This is a genomic window from Geodermatophilus sp. SYSU D00663 (assembly GCF_054050655.1).
Genome location: NZ_JBJGZT010000005.1, coordinates 55,264 through 80,364 on the forward strand (window position 1 = coordinate 55,264; position 25,101 = coordinate 80,364).

Consider the following 25,101-nt stretch of genomic DNA (forward strand, 5'->3'; position numbering starts at 1 on the left):
CGTCGCCATGCCGCAGCCCCGGACGCGGGTCTCGGTGCCGCAGGAGCCGGCCGAGCGGGAGGCGGACGACGTCGCCGCCCGCGTGATCTCCGGCGCCACGCCGGTCACGCCCCACGTCGCCACCGGCGCACCGGTCGACGACGGGATCCGGCGGCAGGTGGCCGAGGAGGACCGGGAGGTCCGGCGCCAGGTTCCCGAGGAGGACCGGGAGGTCCGGCGCCAGGTTCCCGAGGAGGACCGGGAGGTCCGGCGGCAGGTGGCCGAGGACCGGGAGGTTGGGCGGCGGGCCGGTGCGGCGACGACGCCCCGCATGACCCCTCGGACCGCGGCCACGATCACCGACCCCGGTCCGGGCGCGGCCCTGCCGGCATCGGTGCGCGCGTCGATCGAGCCGCACGTCGGCGCCGCCTTGACCGGGGTCCGGGTCCACACCGGCCGGGATGCCGCCCATGCCGCGACCAGTCTGGCGGCCCGGGCCTTCACCGTCGGCGGCGACGTCTTCCTCAACCGGGGCGAATCCGCCTACGACACGTCGCTGATGGCGCACGAGGCCACCCACGTGGTGCAGCAGGGCGCGGCACGGTCGGAGCGGGTCCCGGCCCGGCGACCGGAGGAGGTACAGCGCCTCCCCGACTTCATCACCGACGAGCTGGCCGACTACGCCCGGCACATCCCGGGGTACACGTTGCTCACGGTCGTCATCGGCTACGACCCCCTGCGTGACGAGGACGTCGAGCGGAACGCGACCAACCTGGTCGGCGGGCTCATGGGGCTGGTGCCCGCCGGCAGCTACGTCTTCGACCAGCTGCGTGACCTCGGGGTCCTCGACCCCGCCTTCGCGTTCGTGGACGAGCAGCTGGCCGCGTTCGACCTGTCCCTGGAGCGTCTGGAACGCACGATCTCCGAGGCGTGGGACGAGATGGAGTTCACCCGGACCGACCTCTTCGACTACAACGTCGGCGTCCTCGAACGGCGCACCGGCGCGTTGCTCGACGACGTCACCGGGTTCGCGTCCTCGCTCCTGCCGCCACTGCTGGATCTCGTCAAGGACGCCCTCGTCGGCGTCGCCGAGGGCCTGCTGGCCGAGAACACGGCGTGGGACCTGGTCAAGAAGGTCCTGCACCACGACCCGCTGCGGGGCGAGGAGGTGCAGGCGCCCACCGTCGAGATCCTCGCCGACTTCCTGCGGCTCATCGGGAAGGAGACCGAGCTCGAGCAGATGCGCGTGCGTGGCACCCTGCAGCGCACTGCGGACTGGCTGGACACCCAGATCGCGACCTTCGCCGACCTGCTCACCGAGCTGACGTCGCTGTTCGCCGCCGCCTGGGACGCCGTCCAGCCGGAGAACCTCCCCGACCTGCCGGCGAACTTGGCTGCGCTCGTGCAGCAGGTCGGGGCGTACCTGCAGCGGGTCTGGGACTTCGCCGGCACCGTCGCCTCCCAGGTCATCGCGCTGATCAAGGACGCGCTGCTGGGCTGGTTGTCCTCCTTCGCCCACGAGCTCCCGGGGTTCCACCTGCTCACGGTCGTCCTGGGGCGCAACCCGTTCACCGGCGAGCAGGTCCCCCGGACCGCGGTGAACGTCATCCGGGGCTTCATCACGCTGCTGCCGGGTGGGGAGGCGGTCTACGAGCGGCTGACGGAGACCGGGGTCGTCGCCGAGGCCGGAGCCCGGATCGAGGGCGCCCTTTCCGAGCTCGGCATCACCTGGGAGTTCGTCCTCGGCTTGTTCCGTGGCATCTGGGACGCCGTCGTGTCCATCGACGCGCTGATCGACCCGCTCGGCGTGTTCACGCAGATCCGGAACCGGTTCGGGGAGCCCGTGAGCCGGCTCTTCCGGTTCCTGCGCGTGGTGCTGGGCACGGTGTTCGAGCTGCTGCTCGCGCTGATGGACTTCCCGACCGACCTCATCGGCCGGATCGTCAGCAACGCGTTCCTGGCGTTCGAGGACATCCAGCGGGACCCGATCGGGTTCCTGCTCAACATGCTCGCCGCCGTCCGGCGGGGCCTGTCCGGCTTCTTCGACAACTTCCTCACACACCTCACCGGCGGCCTCGTCGACTGGCTCTTCCGGGGGTTGCGCGCCGCGGGGATCGAGCCGCCCGCGGACCTGTCGCTGTCCTCGGTCCTCGGCCTGGTGCTCGACGTCCTCGACGTCTCGGTCGAGCGCATCTGGGAGAAGCTGGGCGAACGGTTCGGTCCGGAGACCATCGACCGCATCCGTGGCGCCATCGACCAGGTCGTGGGGATCTGGTCGGTGGTGCGCGACGTCTCCGAGCGCGGGGTCGGCGCGCTGTGGGAATACCTCGAGGGCCGGCTCGGGGACCTGTGGGACACCGTGCTGCAGGCGGCCACCGACTGGATCATGGAGCAGGTCGTCGGGCGGGTGGTCGCCAAGCTGCTGAGCATGCTCGACCCCACCGGGATCATGGCGGTCATCAACGGCTTCACGGCGTTCTTCAACGCCGTCCAGTCCGCGATCGAGTACGTCCGCGAGCTGCTGCAGATCGTCGACGAGTACGTCGCCACGCTCGCGTCGGTCGCCGCCGGCGACATCGAGCCGGGCGCCGCGCGGGTGGAGCGCGGACTCGCGTCCATGATCCCCGTGGCGATCGGTTTCCTGGCCAACCAGGTCGGCCTCGCCAACATCGGGGAGCGGATCGTCGAGATCGTCGGCCGCGTGCGCGAGGTGGTCGACCAGGCCCTCGACTGGCTCCTCGACCGCCTCGAGGAGATGGTCCAGCAGGTCCTCGCGCTGATCGGCGGCGGGGACCGCGACTCCGCCGCGCCTGACGGAGCCGGCCTGGGTGCCATCGACGAAACGGTCACGGTTGCCGGCCAGGTGCACCACCTTAAGGACGACGGTCCCCGCGGTGCGCTCGCGCTGCACTCCGGCACGGTGCTCGTGAACACCATCAAGGACGCCGAGCTGCAGGCACTGGTCTCGACGTACAACGCCGCGAAGTCGCGAGACGATCGGGCGGCCGCGGCCAAGGCGGTCGCGGCATGGATCGCGGCCAAGAACCCGATCGGCGGCCCTGGCGGCTCGGCGCCCGGCATCGGGCAGCTGCAGAAGCACGGCGCCAAGGAGACGGGTCTGCTCAACTCAGGGGTACCACTCTGGGTGCTGCAGTCCGAGCACGTCATCCCGTTCGCCGTGATGAGGGGCCTGTGGGACGTCATTGGAACGCACAGCCACGTCGTGGACCGCAAGACGATGAGATCGGAGGATGCGAGCCTGACGACGATCATGATCTACCAGGCAGCCGCCGTTCGGAAGAACAAGCGAGAGGCTGCCCGACGTTCGAGCCTCGCAGCCGACTTCGAGGCGATGGCGGATCGCTACTGGCAGCGCTCTGACGCGGGCGAGCGAGAGGCGGAGCAGGTGATGCGAGCGTGGGTCATCCGAGCGCTGGGCCGGGAGCGGCCGTGGTACGAAGACCTCACCTGGGAGGTCGTCCAGGAGGAGCACGCGGCCCCGGACGGTGCGAGCACCCGTGGCGCGCGCCGCAACGAGGCCACGGCGGTCCCGCCCTTGACCGACATCCAGACCGCCGCCACCCGTGAACTGAACGACGCGATCGCGATCCTCGATACCGCGATCGCGGAGGGCGCGCGGCCCTGAGACCCGGTTTCCAGCGGCTTGCTCGCTATGACGCCGCGATCGGGATGATGGCGGGTTCACGGTCCCGTGACGAGCAGGACCTAGCTTTCCGGGCGGGCTCCGGCCCGCGTTCCACCGGTGAGCGGGTCTCCCCGCGGGTCCTGGCGGGACGAGCGGTGAGGCGGAGCGGGGTCCCGCCGATCACCGGTCGCGCTCGGAGGCGAGGTGAGACCGTGGAGGTGACCGTCCGGGGTGTCAGCTTCCAGGTCCAGGACGACGAGTTCGCCGCGTTCTGGCGGCGGGTGTGCAGCGGCGACTGGGAGCCGGACTCCTTCGCCGTCCTCGAGTCCCTGCTGGAACCGGGTGGCACGTTCGTCGACGTCGGTGCCTGGATCGGGCCGCTCAGCCTGTACGCCGCCGCGCGGGGCATCTCCTGCCACAGCGTCGAGCCGGACCCCACCGCTCGGACCGTCCTGCTCGCCAACCTGGCCCGCAACCCAGAGCTGGCCGGCCACGTCACCGTCGACCCCGTGGCGGTCGCCGAGTGCACCGGACCGGCGCGGCTCGGCAACATCACCTCCGTGCAGGGCGGGGACAGCATGTCCAGCCTGCTGTTCGCCGACGGGCGCGTCTCGTGGGTGGTCGACGGCGTGCGGCTCGAGGACTTGCTGACCGAGCGGGCCGCGGGGCCGGTCGCCCTGCTGAAGATGGACATCGAGGGAGCAGAGGTCGAGGTCCTGTCCGGGTCGGCCCCGTTCCTCGCCCGCTCCCGGCCGCCGCTGTTCCTGTCGGTGCACGCGCGGTTCTGGCCCGACCCGCTGGCCAGGATGACGCGGCTGCTGGACGTCCTGTCGACCTACCGCGAGCTGCTCACACCGGCCCTCGAACCGGTCGACCCCCGTTCCCTGCTGGACGACGAGCACCTCCGTGGGTTGTTCGAGCTGGTGGCCCTGTGACGACCGGCGCACCGGCGGGGGCCTCGCCGCACCCACGGATCTGCGTCGGCATCTCGTCGCCGGACGACGTGGACGCGGTGCTCCGCACGCTGGCGTTCCTGGACGCGCACACCGACCCGGCGGTGGAGGTCGTGCTCCTGACCGGACCGACGAGCCATCTGCCGGCCGCGGGTGACCAGGCCGTGGTCGGTACCCGTCTGGGCACACTGCCCCGCTGGGAGACCGCGCGCGGGGGCGCGGCAGCGTTCACCCGGCTCGTCACCGGCAGCACCGCCGACGTCGTCGTGCTGCTCGAGTGCGGTGTGCTGGTCGGCCCGGGCTGGCTGGACCTCCTCCTGGCCGCGTTGCGACGACCGGGCTGCGGGCTCGCCGGGCCCTCCACCAACCGCGCGTGGAACGAGCAGGCCGCGGCCCGCGCGAGCGGGGCCGATCCCGGCTCGGTCCGCCGGGACGCGGCCCGGGTGCTCCAGCGCTTCGGCCCCGCGGCGCGCAGCCTCGCCCCGCTGCACTCCCTCGGTGACTTCTGCTACGCGGTGCGCAGGGAGGTCGTCGACGTCGTCGGGGAGGCCGATCCGGCCTACGGCGCCGGCCCGTGCTGGGAGATGGACTACAACATCCGCGCCGCGCGCGCAGGCTTCACCGGCCTCTGGGTGGCCGGGGCGTGGGTCTTCCGCCCGCCGACCACCGCGCAGCGGCTCCGGGACGAGGAGGCACTGCTGGCCCGGAACCGGCAGCTCTACCAGGACCGCTTCTGCGGACTGCGGCTGCGGGGCGAGACGTCGGCCTACCGGGCGCACTGCCTCGGCGAGGCCTGCGAGCACTTCGCGCCCGCGGGGCTCGTCCGGGTGAGCCGGCCGGTTCCCGGCGGGGCCGGTGCGGCGACGGTCCTCGGCGCGGGTGCTGGCACGCGTCGTCGGGCAGCGACCCCGCGCGTGACCGAGAACGGCCCCCTCATCTCCTGCATCATGCCGACCCGTGGGCGCCCGGTCCTCGCCGCACGCGCCGCGGAGTACTTCCTGCGGCAGGGCCGGACGGACAGCGAACTGCTGGTCGTCGAGGACGCGTCGCCGGGGCTGGCCGCACTGCTGCCGGACGACCCGCGGATCCGCCTGGTCCCGACCGTCGGAGCGCGCAGCATCGGTCAGCTGCGCAACCACGCGTGCTCAGTCGCCCGGGGCGACATCCTCGTGGAGTGGGACGACGACGACTGGCACGGTCCCGACCGCCTCAGCCGGCAGGTCGCCCCCCTGCTGGACGGGGAGGCTGACGTCACCGGCCTCAACGACCTGACCTGGTTCGACCTGCTGGGCTGGCGGGGCTGGCGGCTGACCGAGGACCTGCAACGCCGCATGCTGGCCCACGACGTCTACGGCGGCACGCTGGCCTTCCGGCGGTGGGTGTGGGAGCAGCTGGCCCGCTTCCCCGACCGTTCGTTGGCAGAGGACGCCGACTTCCTCAACCGCGCCATCCGCGGCGGTGCGCGGCTCGCGGCCCTGAGCGGGCGGGACCTCTACGTGTACGTCCGCCACGGCGGGAACAGCTGGCGCGTGCCGTGCGGCCGGTTCCTCGACCCCGCGGGCTGGCTCGCCGTCGACGTCCCGGGGATGAGCGCCGCAGACCGCGCCTTCTACCGCGCGCTGAGCCCGGCCGCTCCCGTGGCGGACCAGCACAGCGGCAGCCGCCCGCTGGTCTCCTGCCTCATGCCCACCCGTGGCCGCCCTGCCTTCGTGCCGCAGGCGGTGAGGTACTTCCTCCGGCAGGACTATCCCGCCGCCGAGCTGGTCATCCTGGACGACGGGCCGGAGCCGGTGGCCGACCTCGTCCCCGCCCACCCGACGATCCGGTACCACCGGCTGGAGCACGGGATGGTCCTGGGGGCCAAGCGCAACCGCGCCTGCCAGCTCGCGACCGGCGACATCCTGGCGCACTGGGATGACGACGACTGGCAGTCACCGCATCGGCTGACGGTCCAGGTCGACCGCCTCCTCGACGCCGGCGCCGACGTCTGCGGCATGCGGCGACTGCGCTTCTACGACCCCGTCCGGCGCCGGGCGTGGCGGTACAGCTGGCCGCCCCAGCGGCGGCAGTGGGCGGCCGGGACGAGCCTGGTGTTCAGCCGGGAGCTGTGGCTGCGATCCCCCTTCCCCCCAGTGGCCGCGGGCGAGGACAGCCAGTTCGTCTGGCGATCGGCCGTGCGCACGATCGTCGACGTCAGCGACCACGACTGCGTCGTCGCGCTCGTCCACGCCGGGAACAGCGTGACCAAGACCGGCCGGGGTGCGTGCTGGGCGCCGGAGCCCGTGGGCGACGTGGAAGCCCTGCTGGGCGCCGACCTGTCCTTCTACCAGGCGCTCGGGCGGGGATCGGCCTGATCGCCGCGCCGCACCGGCGTGTCCCTGGCCAGGGGACGAGCACCTGGTGCTCCTGCGTCCCCGGGTCGGTCCAGGGCCCTGGCGCACCGGGTCCGCGTCACCGACGGATGGGGAGAGCCGGCCGGGTCGGCTGAGGACGGGAGTCGCCGGACGTGGCCCGCGCCGATGGGGTGGCCCGACGCAGACCCCGGTCGACCGGCAGCTGCCGGTCCGTCATGAGGACCTCGGCGACCCGGTCCTGCAGCGCGGGCGAGGGCCTCAGTCCCAGCTCCTCGTCCAGCATCATCGTGAGGAACTCGTAGCAGCGCAGCGCCTCCGCCCGGTTGCCGGCGTCCAGGTGTGCCTCGATGAGCGCCGCGTGGGCCGCCTCCCGCATCGGTTCGGCCCGGATCGCGGCGAGTGCGGCGTCCACCGCCAGGCCGAAGCGGCGGGCGTGCCGCCAGTGGTGGCTCAGCTGTTCCAGAGCCCCTATCCGCAACTGGCGCAACCGTTCCCGCTCGATGATCGTCCAGTCGTCGTACCAGTCCGGCAGCAGGTCTCGGTCGAGCGACCGCGCGCAGGCCGCGGGGTCGACCCGCACCTCCGCCGGTGGCCCGGAAGGCACGTCGGCCGCGAGCAGCCGCCGGGCCAGGGTCTCCTGGTCCCGGACGTCCACCCGGACGAGATCGTCGAGTCTCAGGTGCACCCGGTTCACGTGCACCACCCCCGGGATGTCGCGCAGCCGACAGAGTGCGGAACGGAGGCTCGCCGCGGACCGCTGCTGATCGCGGTCACCCCACAGGGTCTCGGCGACGTACTCCCGGTGCAGCGTCCGCCCGCTCAGTGCCAGGAGCGCCAGGACCCGCTGGGGTGGGAGGGCCAGGCCGACGGCCTGGTCGCCGCGCAGCAGCTCGAAGCCGTCGAGGAGCCTCAGGCGCACCGGAGCCGGGGCCCGCGCGGTCTCGGCTGACGGGACGGCTGCCCCTGACGTCACTGGCTCATCGGTGACGAGACCGGCGGCCGGGGGAGCGGCGGAGCGGCTGGCCATGACGCCTCCTCATGACGGGAAGGTATGAGGTGACGTTGGTGGTGGCCCGTCAACGGATCGTCAATGCCGGTAGGCGGGCGGCGCGTCCTCTCACTCTTCGTGAGTGTCCGAGCACGTCTGGGTGAGCCAGTGGTCGATGGCGGCGAGTATCGCGCGCCGGCCTGCGACGACTCGCCCTGGATCCTCCTGTGCCGTGGGCGGCCAGCAGCGGAGGCGTGCCACGGACACACCGGCGTGCTCCCACAGCGATACGGTCAGCACTCGGTGGCCACCGGTCCCGGTCATGTCCGCAGTCTTCGCGGCGCCCGACGCCCCATCGACATCCGACCGTTGCTGCAACGTCATCACGCCGACTCCCGGCCCGTGCTGCGGTGGCGAGGGGGCGCCACGGGCGAGCCGCGGCAACAGCGCGGTGTGCCGGCATCCACTGCCTCGTCGTCACACCAGGAGCTCGGGTCACGACAGGCGTCGGCCGAGACTCCCCTCGGCCCCTGCGTCCCTCCCGCGGAGCTGGGCCGACGGGCTCGTACCCCGCCCGCCGGGACGCGGACGGTCACGCAGTCGGACGCCAGACACCCTCCCTGGGCTGGGCTTCGTCCTCGCCTGGCCACGGCGGCATGGTGGTGGCGACGGCGGTGAGCGGTTCCCCGTCCCGTGCTCGGAACTGGAACGTTGTCCCGGCGGGTATGGACAACGAGACGCCGGGGCGCAGGTCCACCACTCCGTCCGGCGCTGTGCTGGGCCGGCGCCACATCTGTCCATACCCGCTCACCACGTACCAGAGCTCCTCGACCGTGCGGTGCTCGATCGCACGGGAGACGGTTCCGGCCGGGAGCGTGAAGTGCGCTGTTCCACCGCGGGTGCCCGTCACGAGCAGGCGGACCTCCGAGCCGTCGGGGGCCAGGTAGTCCGCAGACGCGGGGAGCTCCCTGGTCTCTGCTCCGTCCACACGCCCTCCTCGAGCGCTACCGCCCCGGTGTCCCTGCTCGGGGTCGGGGTCGTCGGCCGCGCCCTCGGGACACCCACCCCCACCATCCCCGGAGTGTGATCGCAGACCCGTCACCGGCACGTCACCTCCTGAGCGACGAGCCGCCCCAGCTCCTCCTGCCGGAGGACCGGCCCGACCGTGCTGGCACGGCCCTGTCGCACCCCGATCGGCGTACGGACGTCGGCGGTTCGGGTCCTCGTCGGACTCCGGCTGATGCACACGCGGTCGCTCGAGCCGCTCCCGACGGCGTTGCCCTGGCAGCACGCCTTGTTGAGGCGTTGCCCGGGTTCGAGGGCTGCCGCGGCGCCGGTAGCGGCTCGGCGCGAACGCTGTCGGCCCCGAAGCCCGTTGGGGATGCCCAGGGACCGGCGAACCCCCTGCCGAGGCCGTGCGCCGCGATGGTGTCCTCGAAGTCCCTCGCGCGCCGACTGGCGGTCGCCGACTCGAGCACTCTCTCCGGTGCCGCTCCTGCGGCAGAGGTGCGGTGACGGTGACGCGGTGGTGACGCCACTGCCGCTACACCTCGGCCCATGCCGCTGACCTCTTGCGTGGGCGTTCACGAGCGGCGACGGGCAGCAACCGACGTGGCCGCCGAGGATCCCCTGCCGGTGGAGCCGACCGTCCAGGTCGGTGCGGGCGGGGGTGCGGTGACGTGTGTGGCCCCGCTGCACGAGCTCGTCCCGGCGGCACGGACGTCGACCTCCACCGAGCGTGTCGTGCTGGTCGATCAGGCGCCGTTGCTGTCGGGTGACGGATGCGTCCACCCGCCGCTGGGGTCAGCGATGCACGCGGCCTCGGCGCTGCCCTGGGCGTCGGGTCACGGTGCCGGCGCTCGGCCGCCGGTGCGGCAGCCACGGCCGGGGTGACGGCATGTCGAGGTCGCGTACCGGGATGGTGTCCGGGGCCGTGGTGGCGCTGATGGTCGTCGCCGGTTGCGGCGGTGGCGGGGACGACAGCGACCCGGGTGCCGCTCCGGCCACGACGACGTCGTCCGCGCCGGCGCCGACACCCGTGCCGGCGCCGACCGATCCGGGCTCCCCTCCGCCCGGACAACCGGCCGATCCGGACGCCTCGGAGCACGGGACACCGGGGGAGCCGCCGACCGATCCGGGCTCCCCTCCGCCCGGACAACCGGCCGATCCGGACGCCTCGGAGCACGGGACACCGGGCGAGTCGCCGACCGGACCGAGTGCCCCGGCACCCGGCTCCCCACAGCCGCAAGCCGAGCCGGACTCGCCGGCGCCTCCGGTTCCGCCTCCTCCGCAGACGACCACTCCGCCTCCGCCCCCGCCTCCGCCCCCGCCTCCGCCCGAGCCGGCAGCGCCACCGCCTCCACCCGAGCAGACGGGTCCGGAGGCCCCCGAGCCGCCGGCGGAGGAGAGGCCAGAGATCGATGCGGTCGGACTGCCGATCGGGGGCCCCGTCGAGAACGACGGCGCATCGGACCTGTGTGTGTCCGTGAGCTACCTGGGCACGCAGCTCCCGCCCGGCGTCCAGATCGAGGTGGGCACTCCTGTCGTCACCGACGAGGCGTTCACCGTGAAGGAGGACGGGTGCTCGAACACAGGAGGACCGCCGTGCGAGGGGTTCGTCTTCACCTCCGGGAACACGGACCCGAACGATCGGGAGACGTGCATCGTCGCCGTCCACTACGACGTCCCGGTGGCTGACGAACCGGCAGAGCCGGCTCCGGAACCGGACTCGGCGCTCCTCCGGCTGAGCGGTCGACTGCAGTGTCCGGCGGACCTGGATCCACCCTGCACGGCACTCGCCACCAGCATCGAGACGGACGACCAGGACATCGCACTCTCCCCGCCCGAGCAGTCGGGATGACCTCCCCGCTCCCCGATCCGGCGACGTCCCTCAGCCGGCTCGGGCAGGTCGCGGGATCGGTCGCGCAGGTCGTCGCGCCGCTCAGCGTCCTCACCGCGCTGCTCTTCTACTTCGGCTACGCCTCCTCACGAGCGCGGTACCTGTACTTCGGCGTCGACGTCGACACGATCGGGCTCAGCACGCAGGACTACGTCATGCGCAGCCCGGAGCCGCTGCTGACCCCGCTGCTGGTCCTGGCGCTCCTGGCCGTCGTGGTCGCGGTCGTCCACGAGCGGGTGCACCGCCGCGTGCAGGCAGCTCTCGCAGAGGCGAAGGACGCCGACCCGAAGGTGGCCGCGCCCGGGCGGGACCGCGTGGACCGGGGGAGCCGGAGAGCTCGCGCCGCCGTCGTCACCGGAGACGCCGTCCTGCTCGTCGGCGTACTGCTCCTCCTCGCCTTCCCGCTGGCAGGCGACTGGGCGTACTACGCCCTCGTGACACCGCTGCTCATGGCGGCCGGCACCGGACTGGCGCTCTACGGACGGCGGATCGCGCGGATGCTGGAGCGGGGGAAGATGCCGTCGGGGCTGGTGACCGTCGTCCTGTCCGTGCTCCTGGTGATCAGCGTCTTCTGGGCCACGGCGACCTTCGCGGAGTGGTCCGGCCGGGGCGCGGCGCGTGAGGTGGCGCGGCACATGGACCGCCTCCCGGCCGTCATCCTCGACACCACCGAGCGGCTGCACCTGTCCTCCAGCGGCGTCCGCGAGACTGCGCTGGAGCCGAGCGAGGGGCAGACGTTCCACTACCGGTACCGAGACCTGCGGCTGCTCATCCAGGGCGAGGACAGGGTGTTCCTCGTCCCCGAGAGGTGGGACGCCAGCAACTCCACCCTGATGGTGCCCATGGACGACTCGGTGCGGCTGCAGTTCCGCTTCCTCAACGACCCTCCGTGAGGACGGGCACCGTACGCAGCACCGGTGCCGTTCAGCCACGGCTCACCCGGGGAGCAGGCCGGTCGTCCGCCCCGGGCCCGGGGGCTTCCCCACCGTCCGACGACGGCGTCGTGGCCAGGAGGTCCCGGGCCAGCGCGGGACGGTCGATGAAGGGATTGCGGTTCCCCTGGCGGTCGAAGACGGCGGCGTTGCGGTGCCGCTCCCACTCGGTGACCGGCTCCTGCTCGTGCCAGTCCAGCAGCACCCGCCGCCGCGGCGGCGGCATCTCGCCGGGCTCGATCTCCCCGGGATAGCGGAGCAGGAAGTAGAGGACGGCCCGCGCAGCCGCTCCCTTGCCGTGCGCCGGCTCGAACCCGTTCGCCTCGCTCTTGCCGCACTCATCCCGCACCACCCGTGGTGGTGCGCTCACCGTGGGGGGCTCGGGGAAGTCCGCGAACTCGGCGAACGGGGTGTTGCCCCGGAAGCTGTTGCAGCGGGCCTCGCAGGCGAACAGGTGGTGCAGGTCGCCGCGCATCGGCTCCCGCCTGGCGAACCAGCTCTGCGGGACCACGTGCTCGCAGTTGAACGGCAACGCCGCCTCCACCGCGGCCGCCACCTCCGCCGTCACCGCGGCATCGGCCGGCGCGTCCAGGCCGGCGAGCCGGGTGGTCAGCTCCCGGGCGCGGGCCCGGGCGATGTCCAGATCGGCGCGGATCAGCGCCTCCGGCTCCCACACGTGACCGGTGTACAGGCTGCGCAGCACCCCGGAGGGCTGCAGGTCCACCCACGGGTACAACTCCCGTGCCGGCTTGTACGCGGGCCGGCGCGCGTGTGAACGCGTCACCAGGTCGGCGTACTGCGCGAGTGCGACCCCGCTGTAGTAGCGGTCGGCGGCCGCGGTGTCGGCCTCGGCGTCGTAGTACACCCGGTCCCGGGCTCCCGCGAGTTCGGCCAGGGAGGCCTCCACGTCGGCCGCCGTCAGCCCCGACACCTCGATGCCCACATCCGTGCCCACCCCGCACCACCTACACCCGTCCCGTCACGGCGGTGTCAACGCCCATCTCGCGACCGGGACCCCGGTCGGGCCCGCCGGTGGTGACGCCGCGGTGACGCCCCTGCCGCTACACCTCGGCCCATGACGCAGACCTCCCGCGTGGCCGTTCTCCGACCGCGACAGGCGTTGGACGACGTGGCCGCTGACGACGCCCTGCCGGTGGAGCTGACGATCCAGCTCGGTACGGGCGAGGCCGCGCTGGCGGGCTCGGTGCCGCTGCACGAGTTCATCGCGACGGCGGGGACGCTGACCCACGCCGAGCGCGTCGTGCTGGTCGACCAGGCGCTGCTGCTCATGGAGGACAACTACGTCCACCTGCCCCTGAAGTCGGCGATGCACGCGGTGGACCCGGTGCAGCGGCTGCGGCTGCTGCGGGCGCGGCTGGGGCAGCAGACGGACGCCACGATGGATCCCGAACGGGTGTTCCACGCCGAGCTCTCCGAGATCTTCCACTCGGTCCGCGACCTGCACACCAACTACCTGCTGCCGGCGCCCTTCGCCGGCCAGGTCGCCTACCTGCCGTTCCAGGTCGAGCGGTGCGTCGAGGGAACGAGGCGGCAGTACATCGTCAGCAAGCTGGCGCCGGGGATCAGCGACCCGACCTTCCGCGTCGGTGTGGAGGTCCTCTACTGGAACGGCGTCCCGATCGAGCGGGCGGTGGCGGTCGCCGCCGACCGCTTCGCCGGAAGCAACCGCCCCGCGCGGCTGGCCCGTGGCATCGAGTCGCTGACCATCCGGCCGCTGAGGCTGCACCTGCCGCCGGACGAGGAGTGGGTCACCGTCACCTACCTCGACGCCGACGGGGTGCGCCGTGAGCTGCGGGTGCCGTGGCTGGTGGCCCCCAACGTCCCGCCGATGGCCGACGCCGACGCCGTCACCCCGGCAGCCGCGTCCCTGGGCCTGGACCTGCTCACCGACGAGGTCGGCCGCGCCCAGGCACTCCTCTACGCCCCGAGGGCGGTCGAGCAGCAGTTCGGTGCCGAGGGCGTCGACCTGTCGACCGAGCCGGCCGCGCCCGGGGCCGACGTCCCGACGTCCATGCCGCTGGTCTTCAAGGCCCGCAGCGTCGTCACCAGCTCAGGGACCTTCGGCCACCTGCGCGTCTTCCGGTTCAACGTCCCGGACCCGGACGCCTTCGTCGCCGAGTTCGTGCGCCTGGTGGAGCTGCTGCCGCAGGAGGGGCTGATCCTGGACGTGCGCGGCAACGGCGGCGGGCACATCTTCGCCAGCGAGTTCACCCTGCAGACGCTCACCCCGCGGAGGATCGCCCCGGAGCCGGTGCAGTTCATCTGCACGCCGCTGAACCTCGCAATCACCCGCCAGCACGCGAGCAACCCCATCGGCATCGACCTGGGGCCGTGGGTCCGTTCCATGGAGCAGGCGGTGCAGACCGGCTCGATCTTCTCCGCGGGGTTCCCGCTCACGCCCGAGGCCGGCGCCAACGCGATCGGGCAGCGCTACGTCGGGCCGGTGGTCCTGGTCACCGACGCCCGCTGCTACTCGGCGACCGACATCTTCGCCGCGGGCTTCCAGGACCACGGGATCGGCAAGGTCCTCGGGGTGGACGACAACACCGGCGCCGGCGGGGCCAACGTGTGGACCCACGGACTGCTCAAGCAGTTGCTCGACCTGCCGGCGCCGAACCCGGACAACCCCTACGTCGCCCTGCCGAAGCAGGCGGACATGCGCGTGTCGATGCGTCGCACGCTGCGGGTCGGCGCGCTGGCGGGGACGCCGGTGGAGGACCTGGGCATCACGCCGGACGAGCGGCACGAGATGACCCGCCGCGACGTGCTGGAGGGCAACCCCGACCTGATGGAGCACGCCGGGGAGGTCCTCGCCGGCATGCCCCGCCGGCGGCTCTACGTCACCGCGTCCCTGGCCGGCGGCACGCTCACGCTCGAGGTCGACGTGGTCGGCACCGACCGGCTCGACATCCACGTCGACGACCGGCCGCGGGCCAGTACCGATGTGTCCGACGGGCACCGGACGCTCACGGTCGACGGCGCCCCCGGCGCGCGCGTCGTGCGGGTCGAGGGGTTCGCCGCCGGAGCCCTGGTCGCCGCCCGGACGCTGCGCGTCTGAGGGAGGACGACGTCGCCGGTGAGGACCGGATCGCGAGGGTGGACATGGACCAGCTGCTCGTCGTGCTCGAGTCGTCGGAGCAGGACCTGACGCGCGCCGTCACGGGTCTGGCCGTCGAGCTAGAGGGACGAGCGACGGTGTTCGTGCCGGTACCCGCCGTCCGGCCCGAGGCGCGGACGACGCCGGTCTCGCCTCCCGTCGCCGTCGTCGCGCTCGACGACCGCGGCGCCGGCGCCGACCTCGGCGAGTGGGTCGGCCGTTACCTCGACCAGACGCCCGCGGCGACCCTGACGTGCTCGGCGGGCGGGAGGTTCGTGCGGCTGGACGGCGGCACGCGGTCCTCCGCCCGCGACGCCCTCGCCGACCTGCTGGACACCTGACCCACCGGGGAGGGGCGACATGGAGTACCTGGTCACCGCCGCGGCGGCCCACCCCGTTCCGACCGGCCGCCGTGGTGTGCACCGGACGACGTTCGGCGACCGCGTGCTGTGGTGGGGACCCGACGGGGCGCTGGGTGCAGGGGCGGCAGAGCGAGCGGCCGGGGAGCTGCGGCTGGTCACCCAGCTCGGCACCCGGTTCCTCGACGACCACCCGGACGTGCCGGTGGCGCTCGACGCCGGCCGGTATCTCGTCATCGACGTCCCCGCGGCATGGCGTGATCGGCTCGACCCCGCCTGCGGCTACCGCGTGCGGCCACTGCCGGTCGACGCCGCGGTCGTCACCCGGCCGGCCGCAGCCGCCGCGCGGCGCGCCCCGGTGCCGTGGATCGCCGACCTCGTGCAGCGCGTCCACGCGAGCGCCCTCGGGGCCGACATCCGCACGCTCGCGGCCCTCCCCACCCGGCACTCGACGAGCCCGAGCCTGGCCGAGGCGATCTCCTGGGCGCGGGACCGTCTCGATGCCCTGGGCTACCGCACTGCCGTCGTCCCCGTGCCGCTGCCCGGCGGGAGTGACACCGTCTCGCTCGTCGCCGACCGCGACGGGACGGGCCCGGGACCGCGGCGGACCGTGCTCGCCACCGCGCACCTCGACTCGGTCAACACCCGTGGAGGCCCGCTCGCGCCGGCGCCGGGAGCCGACGACAACGCGAGCGGCAGCGCCGGGGTCCTGGAGATCGCCCGCGTCCTGCACGACCACCCGGCGACCCACGACCTGCGGCTGGTCCTGTTCGGCGGCGAGGAGCAGGGCCTGCACGGCAGCACCGCCTACGTCGCCGCCCTCGACCCGGCCGAGCGGTCCCGCATCCCCGCCGTCGTCAACATGGACATGATCGGCTGCCGCAACACCCCGGAGCCCGGAGTGCTCCTGGAGGGCGCCGTGCCGGCGCAGCCCCTGATGGACCGGCTGGCCGAGGCGGCCGCCACCTACACCGGACTGACGGTGCAGACGTCGCTCGACCCGTTCGCCAGCGACCACGTGCCCTTCATCAGGGCGGGCATCCCCGCCGTCCTCACCATCGAGGCCTCCGACCGGGCCAACGCCGCCGTGCACACCGCCGCCGACACCGACGACCGCATCGACGTCGGACTCGCCACGGAGATCGTGCGGATGAACGTCGCCGCGATCGCCGCCGAGCTGGGCAACGAGGGAGGACCGACCGTGACCGCATCCACCGAACTCCAGGAGCTCGGGCTCCTCGAGTCGTCACCGGGGCCGCTGCTGCGGCAGCTGTCGGGCCGCTACGCGTTCAACGGTGGTGTCGCCGACCGCGCCGAGCCCGAGGACGACACGCAGCCGGTCCTCACCGACCTCGCGTTCGACCGCGAGGGCCGGCAGCAGTTGCGCAGGCCCCGGTTCACGTTGCACGTCGACGTCGACGGGACCGATCCGCTCGGGGTGGTCAGCGGGACCGTCCTCATCAGTGCCGCGTCACCGGGCCCACCCGCCCACTTCATCGGCCGGGTCACCGCGGAGACCCCGGGTCTGCACCGCCACGACCTCGTGGTGACCGATCTCGTGCTGCCCTGGGGTGCCCTGGTCGTCGACCGCCTCGAGATCGGTCTCCTCCGGCACCGGCCGGCGGCACCACCGGTGGCCGAGGTGGTCTTCGTGGCCGCCACCGGCACGAGGTTCGGCCCCTACCGGGCCCGCCAGGTGTCCCGGTGGTTCCGCGAGGTCGAGGTCGAGGTCGACGTCGAGGACGGCGCGGTCGCCGCGGAGCCCTACGACACCCACCTGCACCCCGACCGCCCCGCCGACCTGCCGCGGGAGGACCTCACCCTGGAGCGGGCGTTCGCCCGGGCCGGCATCCGCATCACCCGGTCGAGCGGGTCGAACACGATCGACACGTCGACCGCGGGCGGCAACGGGCGGTGGAACTACCAGGAGCTGCACGACGCGATGGCCTCGCACTGGAGCGCCTACGCCACCGTGCCCCAGTGGAAGATGTGGGTCTTCCACGCCGAGCTCGCCGACAGCGACGGCCTCGGCGGCGTGATGTTCGACGGTGACATCGACGAGCCGGGCGGTGTCGACCGGCAGGGCACCGCCCTGTTCACCCGCAGCCCGCACTTCCACACCGAGGGCGGCGCCTACCCCCAGGCGAACCCGCCCGCGGCGCAGGCGGCGCGCCGGGAGCTGTTCTTCGACCTGGTGCACGAGACCGGGCACGCGTTCAACCTCGCGCACTCGTTCCAGAAGCAGGCGGTGCTGGGGGAGCCGGGCAGCGGGCCCTGGCCGGCGCCTCCCTGGATGCCGCTGGTCGACGCCCCCCGGTCGCTGTCCTGGATGAACTACCCCGACGAGGCCAGTCCGGGCGCGGGGCTGAACGCCACCTGGTTCTACGACCGGTTCCGCTTCCGCTTTGACGACGGCGAGAACCTCTTCCTCCGCCACGCCCCCGCGCGGTTCGTGCAGATGGGCAACGAGGCGTGGTTCCACAACCACGGGCGGGCCGGCCGCGGGACGCTCGACACGCGGCTGCAGCTGGCGCTGCGCCTGCCCAGCAGCGCGGTCGAGTACGGCGAGGCCGTGTTCTGCGAACTGCGGCTGCGCAACGTCGGGAACGAGCCGGTGCTGGCGCGCACCGATCTCGACCCGGCCGTGGGCACGGTGGAGCTCGCGGTCACCGGCCCGTCGGGCGAGCGGCGTCCCTTCCTGCCGTTCTACCGGGCCTGCGCGCGGCCGCGGATGGAGGTCCTGGCCCCGCAGGAGTCCCGCTACGAGTCGGTGAACCTGACGATGGGGCAGTTCGGCTTCCCGTTCAAGGAGCCGGGCAGGTACCGGATCGAGGCCTGCTGGGTCAACCGGGACGGGTCGACGGCGCCCGCGGTCACCACCCTCACCGTGCGGTCGCCGCGCTCCGAGGAGCACCGGGCGTCGGCCGGGAGGCTGTTCACCGCCCCGGTGGGGCGGGTCCTCGCCGTCGGGGGCACCCGCACGATCGACGACGTCGACGCGCTGCTCGGCGAGGTCGCCGACGACCTCGGCGTCCAGCACCCGGTGTCGCTATACCTCAGGACCGCGCGGACCGTGCCGCTCGCCCGTCCCTTCAAGGTGCTCAGCGCTGACTCGGCCGCGGTCCGGGTGCTGGACCCCGAACCCGACGAGGTCGAGCGAGGGCTGCGGCCGGTCGTGGAGCAGTTCGAGGCGGCGGCCGACGCCCTGGGCCACATCCAGTACGAACGGGTCGCCGACGTCTACAGCGCCTGCGCCGTCGAGATGGGCAAGCGGGCCGACGCGCGCACGGCGCAGGACAACATGCTCAAGCTGTTCCAGGCACGCCGGGTGGCCGAGCCGGTCATCGCCAGGGTGGAGGCCCGGCTGCACCAGCTGACCTGAGCGGCTCCCCGGCGCGGCGGCGCCGACGGTCGGCCCGGCGGTCGAGCGCCGGTCGTGGGGTGTCCGCCGCGCCCGCGGCTCGGCGCGGCCCCGGATCCCGGCGTCGACCTGCGCGTTGACGCAGGGGTGACGGCACGGTGATGCCCCGTCCCTACCGTCCGCCGCCACCGAGGGCCGCGCCGCAGACGTCATGGGGAGGCACCGTGACCGAACCCCCGAGATGGGACGGCGTCCCGCAGTTCCCGTCGGAGTACGGCCCGGTCCGGGACCCCGACGGGTACGTGCCCGGTACGCCGGGGGCCCGCACGTGGCAGGTGCCGACGTCACCGGAGCTGGTGATGGACTCGGTGGTCTCCAAACCGCTGCGGGAACTGATGGACCACGGGGGCCCGATCGGCGTGATGATCGAGCTGCGCACCCGGTACGAGGGCGGCATCCCCGCGGCCCGCACCCGGGTCACCCAGCTCCTGGGCGAGGTGGCCGGCGTCCGCCAGGACGAGATCGCCGACAACGGCAGCTACCTCACGGTGACCCTCCCGGCGTCCGTGATCGAGGAGCTCGTCCGCTTCGACGCCGGCCCGGCGGACCCACCGGACGAGCCGGGCCGGGCGCCACGCGGGGCGATCCACCGGCTCTGGCCCAACTTCCAGATCTCTGCCCTCATCTACCGCTCGGTCGTGACGACGAAGGCCCAGGCGGCGCAGCGCTCCTTCCGGGCGACCGGCCGGGGCCTGGTCTGGGCCGTCCTGGACTCGGGCATCCAGGGCGACCACCCGCACTTCGCCGCGCACGGCAACCTCGACGGGCTGCCGCACAAGTCCTTCGTGGACGCCGACGACAAGATGGCGCTGGTCGACGAGTCGGGCCACGGGACCCACGTGGCGGGGATCCTGGCCGGGGAGATGGTGGCGCCCGAGGGCGGCTCCATCACCGCCACCACCTGGTACCGCGACAGCGCCGGGAGCGTGCAGGTCGCCCCGCTCCGGCTGCCGTCGATCGCCGGCATGGCGCCCGAGTGCCGGCTCCTGTCCTGCCAGGTGCTCCGGCCCGACGAGTCCGGCGACATCACCGGGCTGATCGCGGCCCTGCAGTACGTCAACACGCTCAACGACGGCGGGCGCGACCTCGTCGTCCACGGGGTGAACGTCTCCGTCGGCCACCCGTTCGACCCGACCTGGTTCGCCACGGGGCTCACGCCCGTGTGCCGGGAGGTCGACCGGCTGGTCCGGTCCGGGGTGGTCGTCGTGGTGGCCGCGGGGAACTCCGGCTACGGCTACGCGCGCGACCCCCAGAACAACGTGTTCCGCCTCGGGTTCGACATGACGATCAACGACCCGGGCAACGCCGCGCTCGCGCTCACGGTCGGGTCCACCTCCTGCTCGCCGCACCAGAACGGCGTCTCCTACTTCTCCTCGAAGGGACCCACCGGGGACGGGCGGATGAAGCCGGACCTGATCGCCCCCGGTGAACGGGTCGTCAGTGCGGCTGCGGGGAAGCTCGCCGTCCGGGCCCGGGAGGCGCTGCCGGACTCGGTGTACATCGAGAACTCCGGCACCTCGATGGCGGCTCCGCACGTGTCCGGAGTGGCGGCCGGCTTCCTGTCGGTCCACCCCGAGTTCATCGGCCACCCCGAGCAGGTGCGCGCTGCCCTGATGGACACCGCCACCGACATCGGGCGGTCGAAGCACTTCCAGGGCGCCGGCCTGGTCGACGCCATGCGCGCCATCCAGTCCGTCTAGCCCCGGACCGAGCGCCCCGAGGGGATGCCGTGAAGTGGCCCTACGCACCGGTCGAGTTCACGAAGCAGGGAGCGGTCGCCCACGACGCCCAGGTCGACCGGGCGCTGCGGCTGGTCCGGTCCGGCCGCGACCCCGCCACCGACGTGCTGCTGATCGCGCACGGCTGGAACAACGACGTCGCCGACGCCGAGCGCCTGTTCACCGAGCTCGCCGACAACGTCGCCGACCTCGCCCGCACCCGCGCGCCGAACCGGCGGTGGGTGGTCATCGGCCTGCTCTGGCCCTCCGTCCGGTGGGCCGACGACGACCGTGTCGCCGGTGGGGGACTGTCCGCCGCCGGCGAGCTGCCCGCGCTCCTCGACGCGATCACCGAGCGCGTCGAGGACCCGGCCGCCGCCGACGAGCTCAGGGAGCTGGCCGGCGCGCTGGACGCCTCGGGCGAGGCGCGGGACCGGTTCCTCGCCCGGCTGCGCGACCTGCTCCCGCCCGAGCCGGACGTCGGGGACGACGACCCCGTCCCCGACGCGCTGCGCGCCGGCGATCCCGAGGAGGTCTTCGCGCAGGCCGGCGCGGCCGAGCTGGACGTCGACGCGTCAGCCGAGCCGGCCCGCGTCCCGGGTGCGGACACCGGCCTCCCGCCCGGAGTGGCCCCCGACTTCCTGACGACGAGCGGGACCACCGCGACCGGCCTGTCGCTGCGCGACCTCGGTCCCACGCGGGTAGCCCGGCAGCTGCTCAACCTCACCACCTACTACACGATGAAGGACCGTGCCGGCCGCGTCGGCACGCGCGGTGTCGCGCCGCTGCTCACCCGGCTCTCCCGACTGCCCGGTCCGCCGCGGCTGCACCTCGCCGGGCACTCCTTCGGGGCCCGGGTCGTCACCGCGGCGGCAGCCGGCACCGAGGCGCCGATCGCCTCGGTGACCCTCCTGCAGGCCGCCTTCAGCCACCGCGGCTTCAGCGGGAGCACCACCCCCCGGGGCGCCTTCCGCGGGTTGCTCACCGGCCCGCAGCTGGTGGGGCCCGCCGTGGTCACCCACACGCACAACGACAGGGCGGTCCTGCTCGCCTACGCCGTGGCCTCCCGGCTCGCCCGGCAGGCGAGCAGCGGGCTCGGCGACGCCGACGACCCCTACGGCGGCCTAGGCGCCAACGGCGCCGTGGCGACCGCCGAGGCCGACCGCCGCACCCTCGGCGACGACGGGACCCGGTACCGGTTCGCCCCTCGGCGGATCACCAACCTGCTCGCCGACCGGCACGTGACCGGCCACGGCGACGTCCGGAACCGGGCGGTCGCCAACGCACTGCTGGAGGCGATGCTCACCGCTCCGGTCGTGAGCCCCCGGACGTTCCCGGCCGAGGAGGCCGCCTCCCCGTCGCCGGCACCGCAGAGCGGAGCGGGTCCGTGACCATGCCCGTGCCGGGCGACCGGCACCGGCCGGATCGGCCCGGACGTGGCCACACCGCCTGCAGCGGTCCTCCCGTTCCCCAGGAGATCCGATGAGCACCGACACCCCAGGTCCGGCCGGTGTCCGCACGGCCGGCGCCGCCATCCCGCGCCCCCGGGCGGAGGTCACCGGCAGACCGCCGGCCGCGCTCGCTCCCGCCGGACCCCGGCCGGTGCCCGGCGCCGGCCACCGGCGGACGCTGTTCCGGCGGGTCCACGACGGGCTGGCCGGGCTGGTCGACCGCCGGGTGGGCTGGGACCGGCTGCCCCGCGGCCTCGGCCTCGCCGTGCTGGCCGGGCTCCGGGACACCCTGCGGCGGGAGAACCTGGCCGACCCCTCGTCCCGGGTGCCGGTCGTCGACGAACCGCCGGTGCCACCGCGCACTCCCCGGCACCTGGTCGCCCGCAGCGTCGACGGCTCGCACAACGACCTCGACCACCCGGACATGGGCAGGGCCGGCGCCCGCTTCGGCCGCAACATCCCCCTCGACAGAGTGCTGCCGGTGACCGACGACGAGCTGTTGCGGCCCAGCCCGCGGGAGGTCAGCCGCCGGCTGCTCACCCGGCGGACCTTCCAGCCCGCGGAGACGGTGAACACCCTGGCCGCCGCCTGGTTGCAGTTCATGATCCGGGACTGGTTCAGCCACGGGCAGGCGGACACCTCGAGGCTGGTGGAGATCCCGCTCGAGCCCGGTGACGACTGGTGGGAGGACCCGATGCGGATCCCGCGGATCCACCCCGACCCGACCCGGCCGGCCGGCGCCGACGGACCGGTGACCTCGATCAACGAGGTGACCCACTGGTGGGACGGGTCCTCGCTGTACGGCACCACGCCGGAGGAGCAGCGGCGGGTGCGGACCGGTCGCGGCGGCGAGCTGTACCTCACCGAGGCCGGGATGATCCCGCTGCCGGAGGACCCGGCCGTCGACCCGACCCGCGTCCCGGGGTGGTGGACCGGCCTGGGCATGCTCGCCACGCTGTTCGTCCGGGAGCACAACGCCGTCTGCGGCCGGCTCGCGGCCGAGTACCCGGACTGGGACGACGAGGAGCTGTTCCAGCGGGCCCGGCTGGTGGTCGCGGCCCTGCTCGCCAAGATCCACACGGTGGAGTGGACACCGGCCGTCATCAGCCACCCCACGGCGGCCTCCGCCCTGAGGATCAACTGGTTCGGCATCGCGGGGGAGCGGATCGCCCGGACGTTCGGGCGGTTGGGCGGGAGCGAGGTCGTCAGCGGGATCCCCGGGTCCGAGACCGCGCACCACGGCGTGCCGTTCTCGCTCACCGAGGAGTTCACGAGCGTCTACCGCATGCACCCGCTGCTCCCGGACGAGTTCGACATCCGTGCGGCCGACGGCGACCGGCCCCTGGACGTCCTCCCGTTCCGGGCACTCGCCGGTCCCCGTTCACGCGAGGTCGCGGACCGGTTCGCCCTGGGTGACCTGTTCTACTCGTTCGGCACCTCGCACCCCGGGGCGATCGTGCTGCGGAACTTCCCTCGCTCCCTGCAGTCGTTCGAGCGGCCCGACGGCAAGGTCGTCGACCTGGCCGCGACCGACGTCCTGCGCATCCGCGAGCTGGGGACGCCGCGCTACTGCGAGTTCCGGCGGCTGATGCACCTCGCGGCGCCGCGCGGTTTCGGCGAGATCACGGACGACGCCGAGCTCGCCGCCGAGCTGGCGGACCTGTACGGCGACGTCGAACGGGTCGACCTGATGGTCGGCCTGTTCGCCGAGAAGCGGCCGGCCGGGTTCGCCTTCAGCGACACGGCGTTCCGCGTCTTCATCCTGATGGCGTCGCGGCGGCTCAACAGCGACCGGTTCTTCACCCGTGACTTCCGTCCGGAGGTCTACTCGCCGGCCGGGCTGGCGTGGGTGCGGGACAACGACATGCGCACCGTCCTCCTGCGGCACCTGCCCGAGCTGCGGCCGGCACTCCGTGGCGTGGACAACGCCTTCGCTCCCTGGGGGCGGACCGGCGCCTGACCCGCTTCCCCGGGATGCCTCACGACGCCGCCGGCGTCACTCCGGTCGCGCGGCCCGGACCCGGGGCCCGACCCGGCGACCCACGTCCACCCCTCGGCACCATTGACTTCACCGGGTCGGGGGAGTGCACTCACGCATCGTCAGGGGAGAGCATCGATCTCCCCCCGGTCGGTGGCGTGAACTGGCCGTTCACCTCATGCCGTCTCACGCTGCGTGACCGACCAGTCGAAGGGTGGCCGTGACCGAGGAACGAAGCGCTGCACTCCTCGTGCGGGTCTGGCTCGAAGGCGCGACCGATGAGTTCCGGGCGCGGGTGACGGCGGTCGGTCTCGGTCCGTCCGAGGAGGACCGGACGGTGGCGCTCGCCACGTCGCCGCGTGAGGTCGTCGATGCGGTCGGTGAGTGGCTGCAGGATGTCCTCGGTGACGGAATGCGACCGATTGACAACTGAAGCCGCCAGCTCCGACCATCGGCGCTCCGAGGCTCCTGCTGCTTCGCCCCTCCGCCAGAAGGTGCCCCTGGGGGTGACACGCCATGCCTGTGGTCGTGACTCCGCGGATCTCCCTGCTCGACGGGTTCACCGTCCACCTCGGGAACGGGCCCGGCCGGGGAGGGGGTGACGACCTCCCGCGGGGAGTCCAACGCCTGGTGGCCCACGTGTGTCTGTCCGGTCGTCCGCCGCGGGCCACCGTGGTGGGACACCTGTGGCCCGACGTCTCGGAGGCGCACGCCCACGGCAGCCTCCGCACGGCCCTGTGGCGTCTGCAGCGGGTGGCTCCCGGGCTGGTGCACGCGTCCGGCGACGTCCTCTCACTCGCCGAGGGCGTCCGGGTCGACGTGCGGGAGCTGGGGGACTGGGCCCGGCGGGTCCGGGACCCGTCCTGCTGCCTGGCCGACGTCGCCGTCCCCGACGTCGGACTGCGGGGCGAGCTGCTGCCCGGCTGGTACGACGACTGGGTCCTCCTCGAACGTGAGCGGCTGCGGCAGCTGCGCATGCACGCGCTGGAGGAGGCGGCCGCACGGCTCGCCGCGGCCGGGCAGTACGGCGATGCCCTGCAGGCCGCCTACGCCGCCGTGCGTGCCGAACCACTCCGGGAGAGCGCTCACCGTGTGGTGATCCGCGTACACCTGTCGGAGGGCAACGTCACCGAGGCGCTGCGGGCGTACGAGCAGTTCAGGGCCGTCCTCGCCGACGAGATGGGTGTCCAGCCGAGCGAGAAGATGACGCGGCTGGTGGTGGGGCTGCGTCCACCTGCCGGCCTGCCGTGGGCTGCCGGGATGCCGCGCCCGTGACGCCGCGATGACGGCTGCCCCGTGACTTCC

16 protein-coding genes are annotated in these 25,101 nt (G+C 73.4%); 13 read left to right on the forward strand and 3 right to left on the reverse strand.

Features of this window, described 5'->3' with window-relative positions; translation table 11 throughout:
- Positions 1 to 7: 7 nt before the first annotated feature.
- The 3 genes from ACI79Z_RS05430 to ACI79Z_RS05440 all read left to right on the forward strand — a co-directional run bounded on the left by ACI79Z_RS05430 (position 8) and on the right by ACI79Z_RS05440 (position 6,932).
- Positions 8 to 3,625 (forward strand): eCIS core domain-containing protein, encoded by a 3,618-nt coding sequence (locus ACI79Z_RS05430; RefSeq protein WP_456901965.1) that lies wholly within the window; start codon positions 8 to 10, stop codon positions 3,623 to 3,625.
- Positions 3,626 to 3,837: 212 nt separating this feature from the next.
- Positions 3,838 to 4,560 carry an FkbM family methyltransferase gene (locus ACI79Z_RS05435; protein ID WP_456901966.1) on the forward strand — a complete coding sequence of 241 codons (723 nt, stop codon included), beginning with the start codon at positions 3,838 to 3,840 and terminating at the stop codon, positions 4,558 to 4,560.
- Between the two features lie 77 nt (positions 4,561 to 4,637).
- Positions 4,638 to 6,932, forward strand: coding sequence for a glycosyltransferase (locus tag ACI79Z_RS05440; protein ID WP_456901967.1), 2,295 nt, complete (start codon positions 4,638 to 4,640; stop codon positions 6,930 to 6,932).
- 97 nt (positions 6,933 to 7,029) lie between these two features.
- On the opposite strand, the gene ACI79Z_RS05445 is transcribed toward ACI79Z_RS05440, so the two are convergent.
- Positions 7,030 to 7,851 carry an AfsR/SARP family transcriptional regulator gene (locus ACI79Z_RS05445; RefSeq protein ID WP_456901968.1) on the reverse strand — a complete coding sequence of 274 codons (822 nt, stop codon included), beginning with the start codon at positions 7,849 to 7,851 and terminating at the stop codon, positions 7,030 to 7,032.
- 661 nt (positions 7,852 to 8,512) lie between these two features.
- The gene (locus ACI79Z_RS05450) at positions 8,513 to 9,211 is read right to left on the reverse strand and encodes a cupin domain-containing protein (protein WP_456901969.1); all 699 of its coding nucleotides are present in this window, start codon (positions 9,209 to 9,211) and stop codon (positions 8,513 to 8,515) included.
- A 1,194-nt stretch (positions 9,212 to 10,405) separates the two neighbouring features.
- Here ACI79Z_RS05450 and ACI79Z_RS05455 point away from each other — a divergent pair.
- Both ACI79Z_RS05455 and ACI79Z_RS05460 read left to right on the forward strand, forming a co-directional pair.
- Positions 10,406 to 10,780, forward strand: a complete 375-nt coding sequence (locus tag ACI79Z_RS05455) for a hypothetical protein (RefSeq protein WP_456901970.1) — start codon at positions 10,406 to 10,408, stop codon at positions 10,778 to 10,780.
- Positions 10,777 to 11,712 (forward strand): hypothetical protein, encoded by a 936-nt coding sequence (locus ACI79Z_RS05460; RefSeq protein ID WP_456901971.1) that lies wholly within the window; start codon positions 10,777 to 10,779, stop codon positions 11,710 to 11,712. The genes ACI79Z_RS05455 and ACI79Z_RS05460 overlap by 4 nt, the downstream gene beginning before the upstream one ends.
- A 31-nt stretch (positions 11,713 to 11,743) precedes the next feature.
- Here ACI79Z_RS05460 and ACI79Z_RS05465 read toward each other — a convergent pair whose 3' ends face one another.
- Complete coding sequence (locus tag ACI79Z_RS05465) at positions 11,744 to 12,706, reverse strand: endonuclease I family protein (protein WP_456901972.1); 963 nt, start codon at positions 12,704 to 12,706, stop codon at positions 11,744 to 11,746.
- A gap of 174 nt (positions 12,707 to 12,880) precedes the next feature.
- On the opposite strand from ACI79Z_RS05465, the gene ACI79Z_RS05470 reads away from it, so the two are divergent.
- The 8 genes from ACI79Z_RS05470 (at position 12,881) to ACI79Z_RS05505 (ending at position 25,071) form a co-directional block, all read left to right on the forward strand.
- The gene (locus ACI79Z_RS05470; protein ID WP_456901973.1) at positions 12,881 to 14,830 is read left to right on the forward strand and encodes a S41 family peptidase; all 1,950 of its coding nucleotides are present in this window, start codon (positions 12,881 to 12,883) and stop codon (positions 14,828 to 14,830) included.
- Between the two features lie 44 nt (positions 14,831 to 14,874).
- Positions 14,875 to 15,210: a hypothetical protein gene (locus tag ACI79Z_RS05475; protein WP_456901974.1), complete on the forward strand. Its 336-nt coding sequence runs from the start codon at positions 14,875 to 14,877 to the stop codon at positions 15,208 to 15,210.
- Positions 15,211 to 15,229: 19 nt separating this feature from the next.
- Positions 15,230 to 18,610: a M28 family metallopeptidase gene (locus ACI79Z_RS05480; protein WP_456901975.1), complete on the forward strand. Its 3,381-nt coding sequence runs from the start codon at positions 15,230 to 15,232 to the stop codon at positions 18,608 to 18,610.
- Positions 18,611 to 18,813: 203 nt separating this feature from the next.
- A complete protein-coding gene (locus ACI79Z_RS05485) occupies positions 18,814 to 20,349 on the forward strand; it encodes a S8 family peptidase (RefSeq protein WP_456901976.1) in 1,536 nt (511 codons plus the stop codon).
- A gap of 29 nt (positions 20,350 to 20,378) precedes the next feature.
- Complete coding sequence (locus tag ACI79Z_RS05490; protein WP_456901977.1) at positions 20,379 to 21,758, forward strand: hypothetical protein; 1,380 nt, start codon at positions 20,379 to 20,381, stop codon at positions 21,756 to 21,758.
- Positions 21,759 to 21,849: 91 nt separating this feature from the next.
- Positions 21,850 to 23,778, forward strand: a complete 1,929-nt coding sequence (locus tag ACI79Z_RS05495) for a peroxidase family protein (RefSeq protein ID WP_456901978.1) — start codon at positions 21,850 to 21,852, stop codon at positions 23,776 to 23,778.
- Between the two features lie 232 nt (positions 23,779 to 24,010).
- Complete coding sequence (locus ACI79Z_RS05500; protein ID WP_456901979.1) at positions 24,011 to 24,229, forward strand: hypothetical protein; 219 nt, start codon at positions 24,011 to 24,013, stop codon at positions 24,227 to 24,229.
- 206 nt (positions 24,230 to 24,435) lie between these two features.
- Positions 24,436 to 25,071, forward strand: a complete 636-nt coding sequence (locus tag ACI79Z_RS05505) for an AfsR/SARP family transcriptional regulator (protein WP_456901980.1) — start codon at positions 24,436 to 24,438, stop codon at positions 25,069 to 25,071.
- Positions 25,072 to 25,101 lie beyond the last annotated feature (30 nt).

Bases quoted from the DNA above. Each gene is read 5' to 3' on its own strand.
- ACI79Z_RS05430 (WP_456901965.1), top strand. From the start codon at position 8: ATGCCGCAGCCCCGGACGCGGGTCTCGGTGCCGCAGGAGCCGGCCGAG.
- ACI79Z_RS05460 (WP_456901971.1), top strand. From the start codon at position 10,777: ATGACCTCCCCGCTCCCCGATCCGGCGACGTCCCTCAGCCGGCTCGGG.
- ACI79Z_RS05475 (WP_456901974.1), top strand. From the start codon at position 14,875: ATGGACCAGCTGCTCGTCGTGCTCGAGTCGTCGGAGCAGGACCTGACG.
- ACI79Z_RS05480 (WP_456901975.1), top strand. From the start codon at position 15,230: ATGGAGTACCTGGTCACCGCCGCGGCGGCCCACCCCGTTCCGACCGGC.
- ACI79Z_RS05495 (WP_456901978.1), top strand. From the start codon at position 21,850: ATGAGCACCGACACCCCAGGTCCGGCCGGTGTCCGCACGGCCGGCGCC.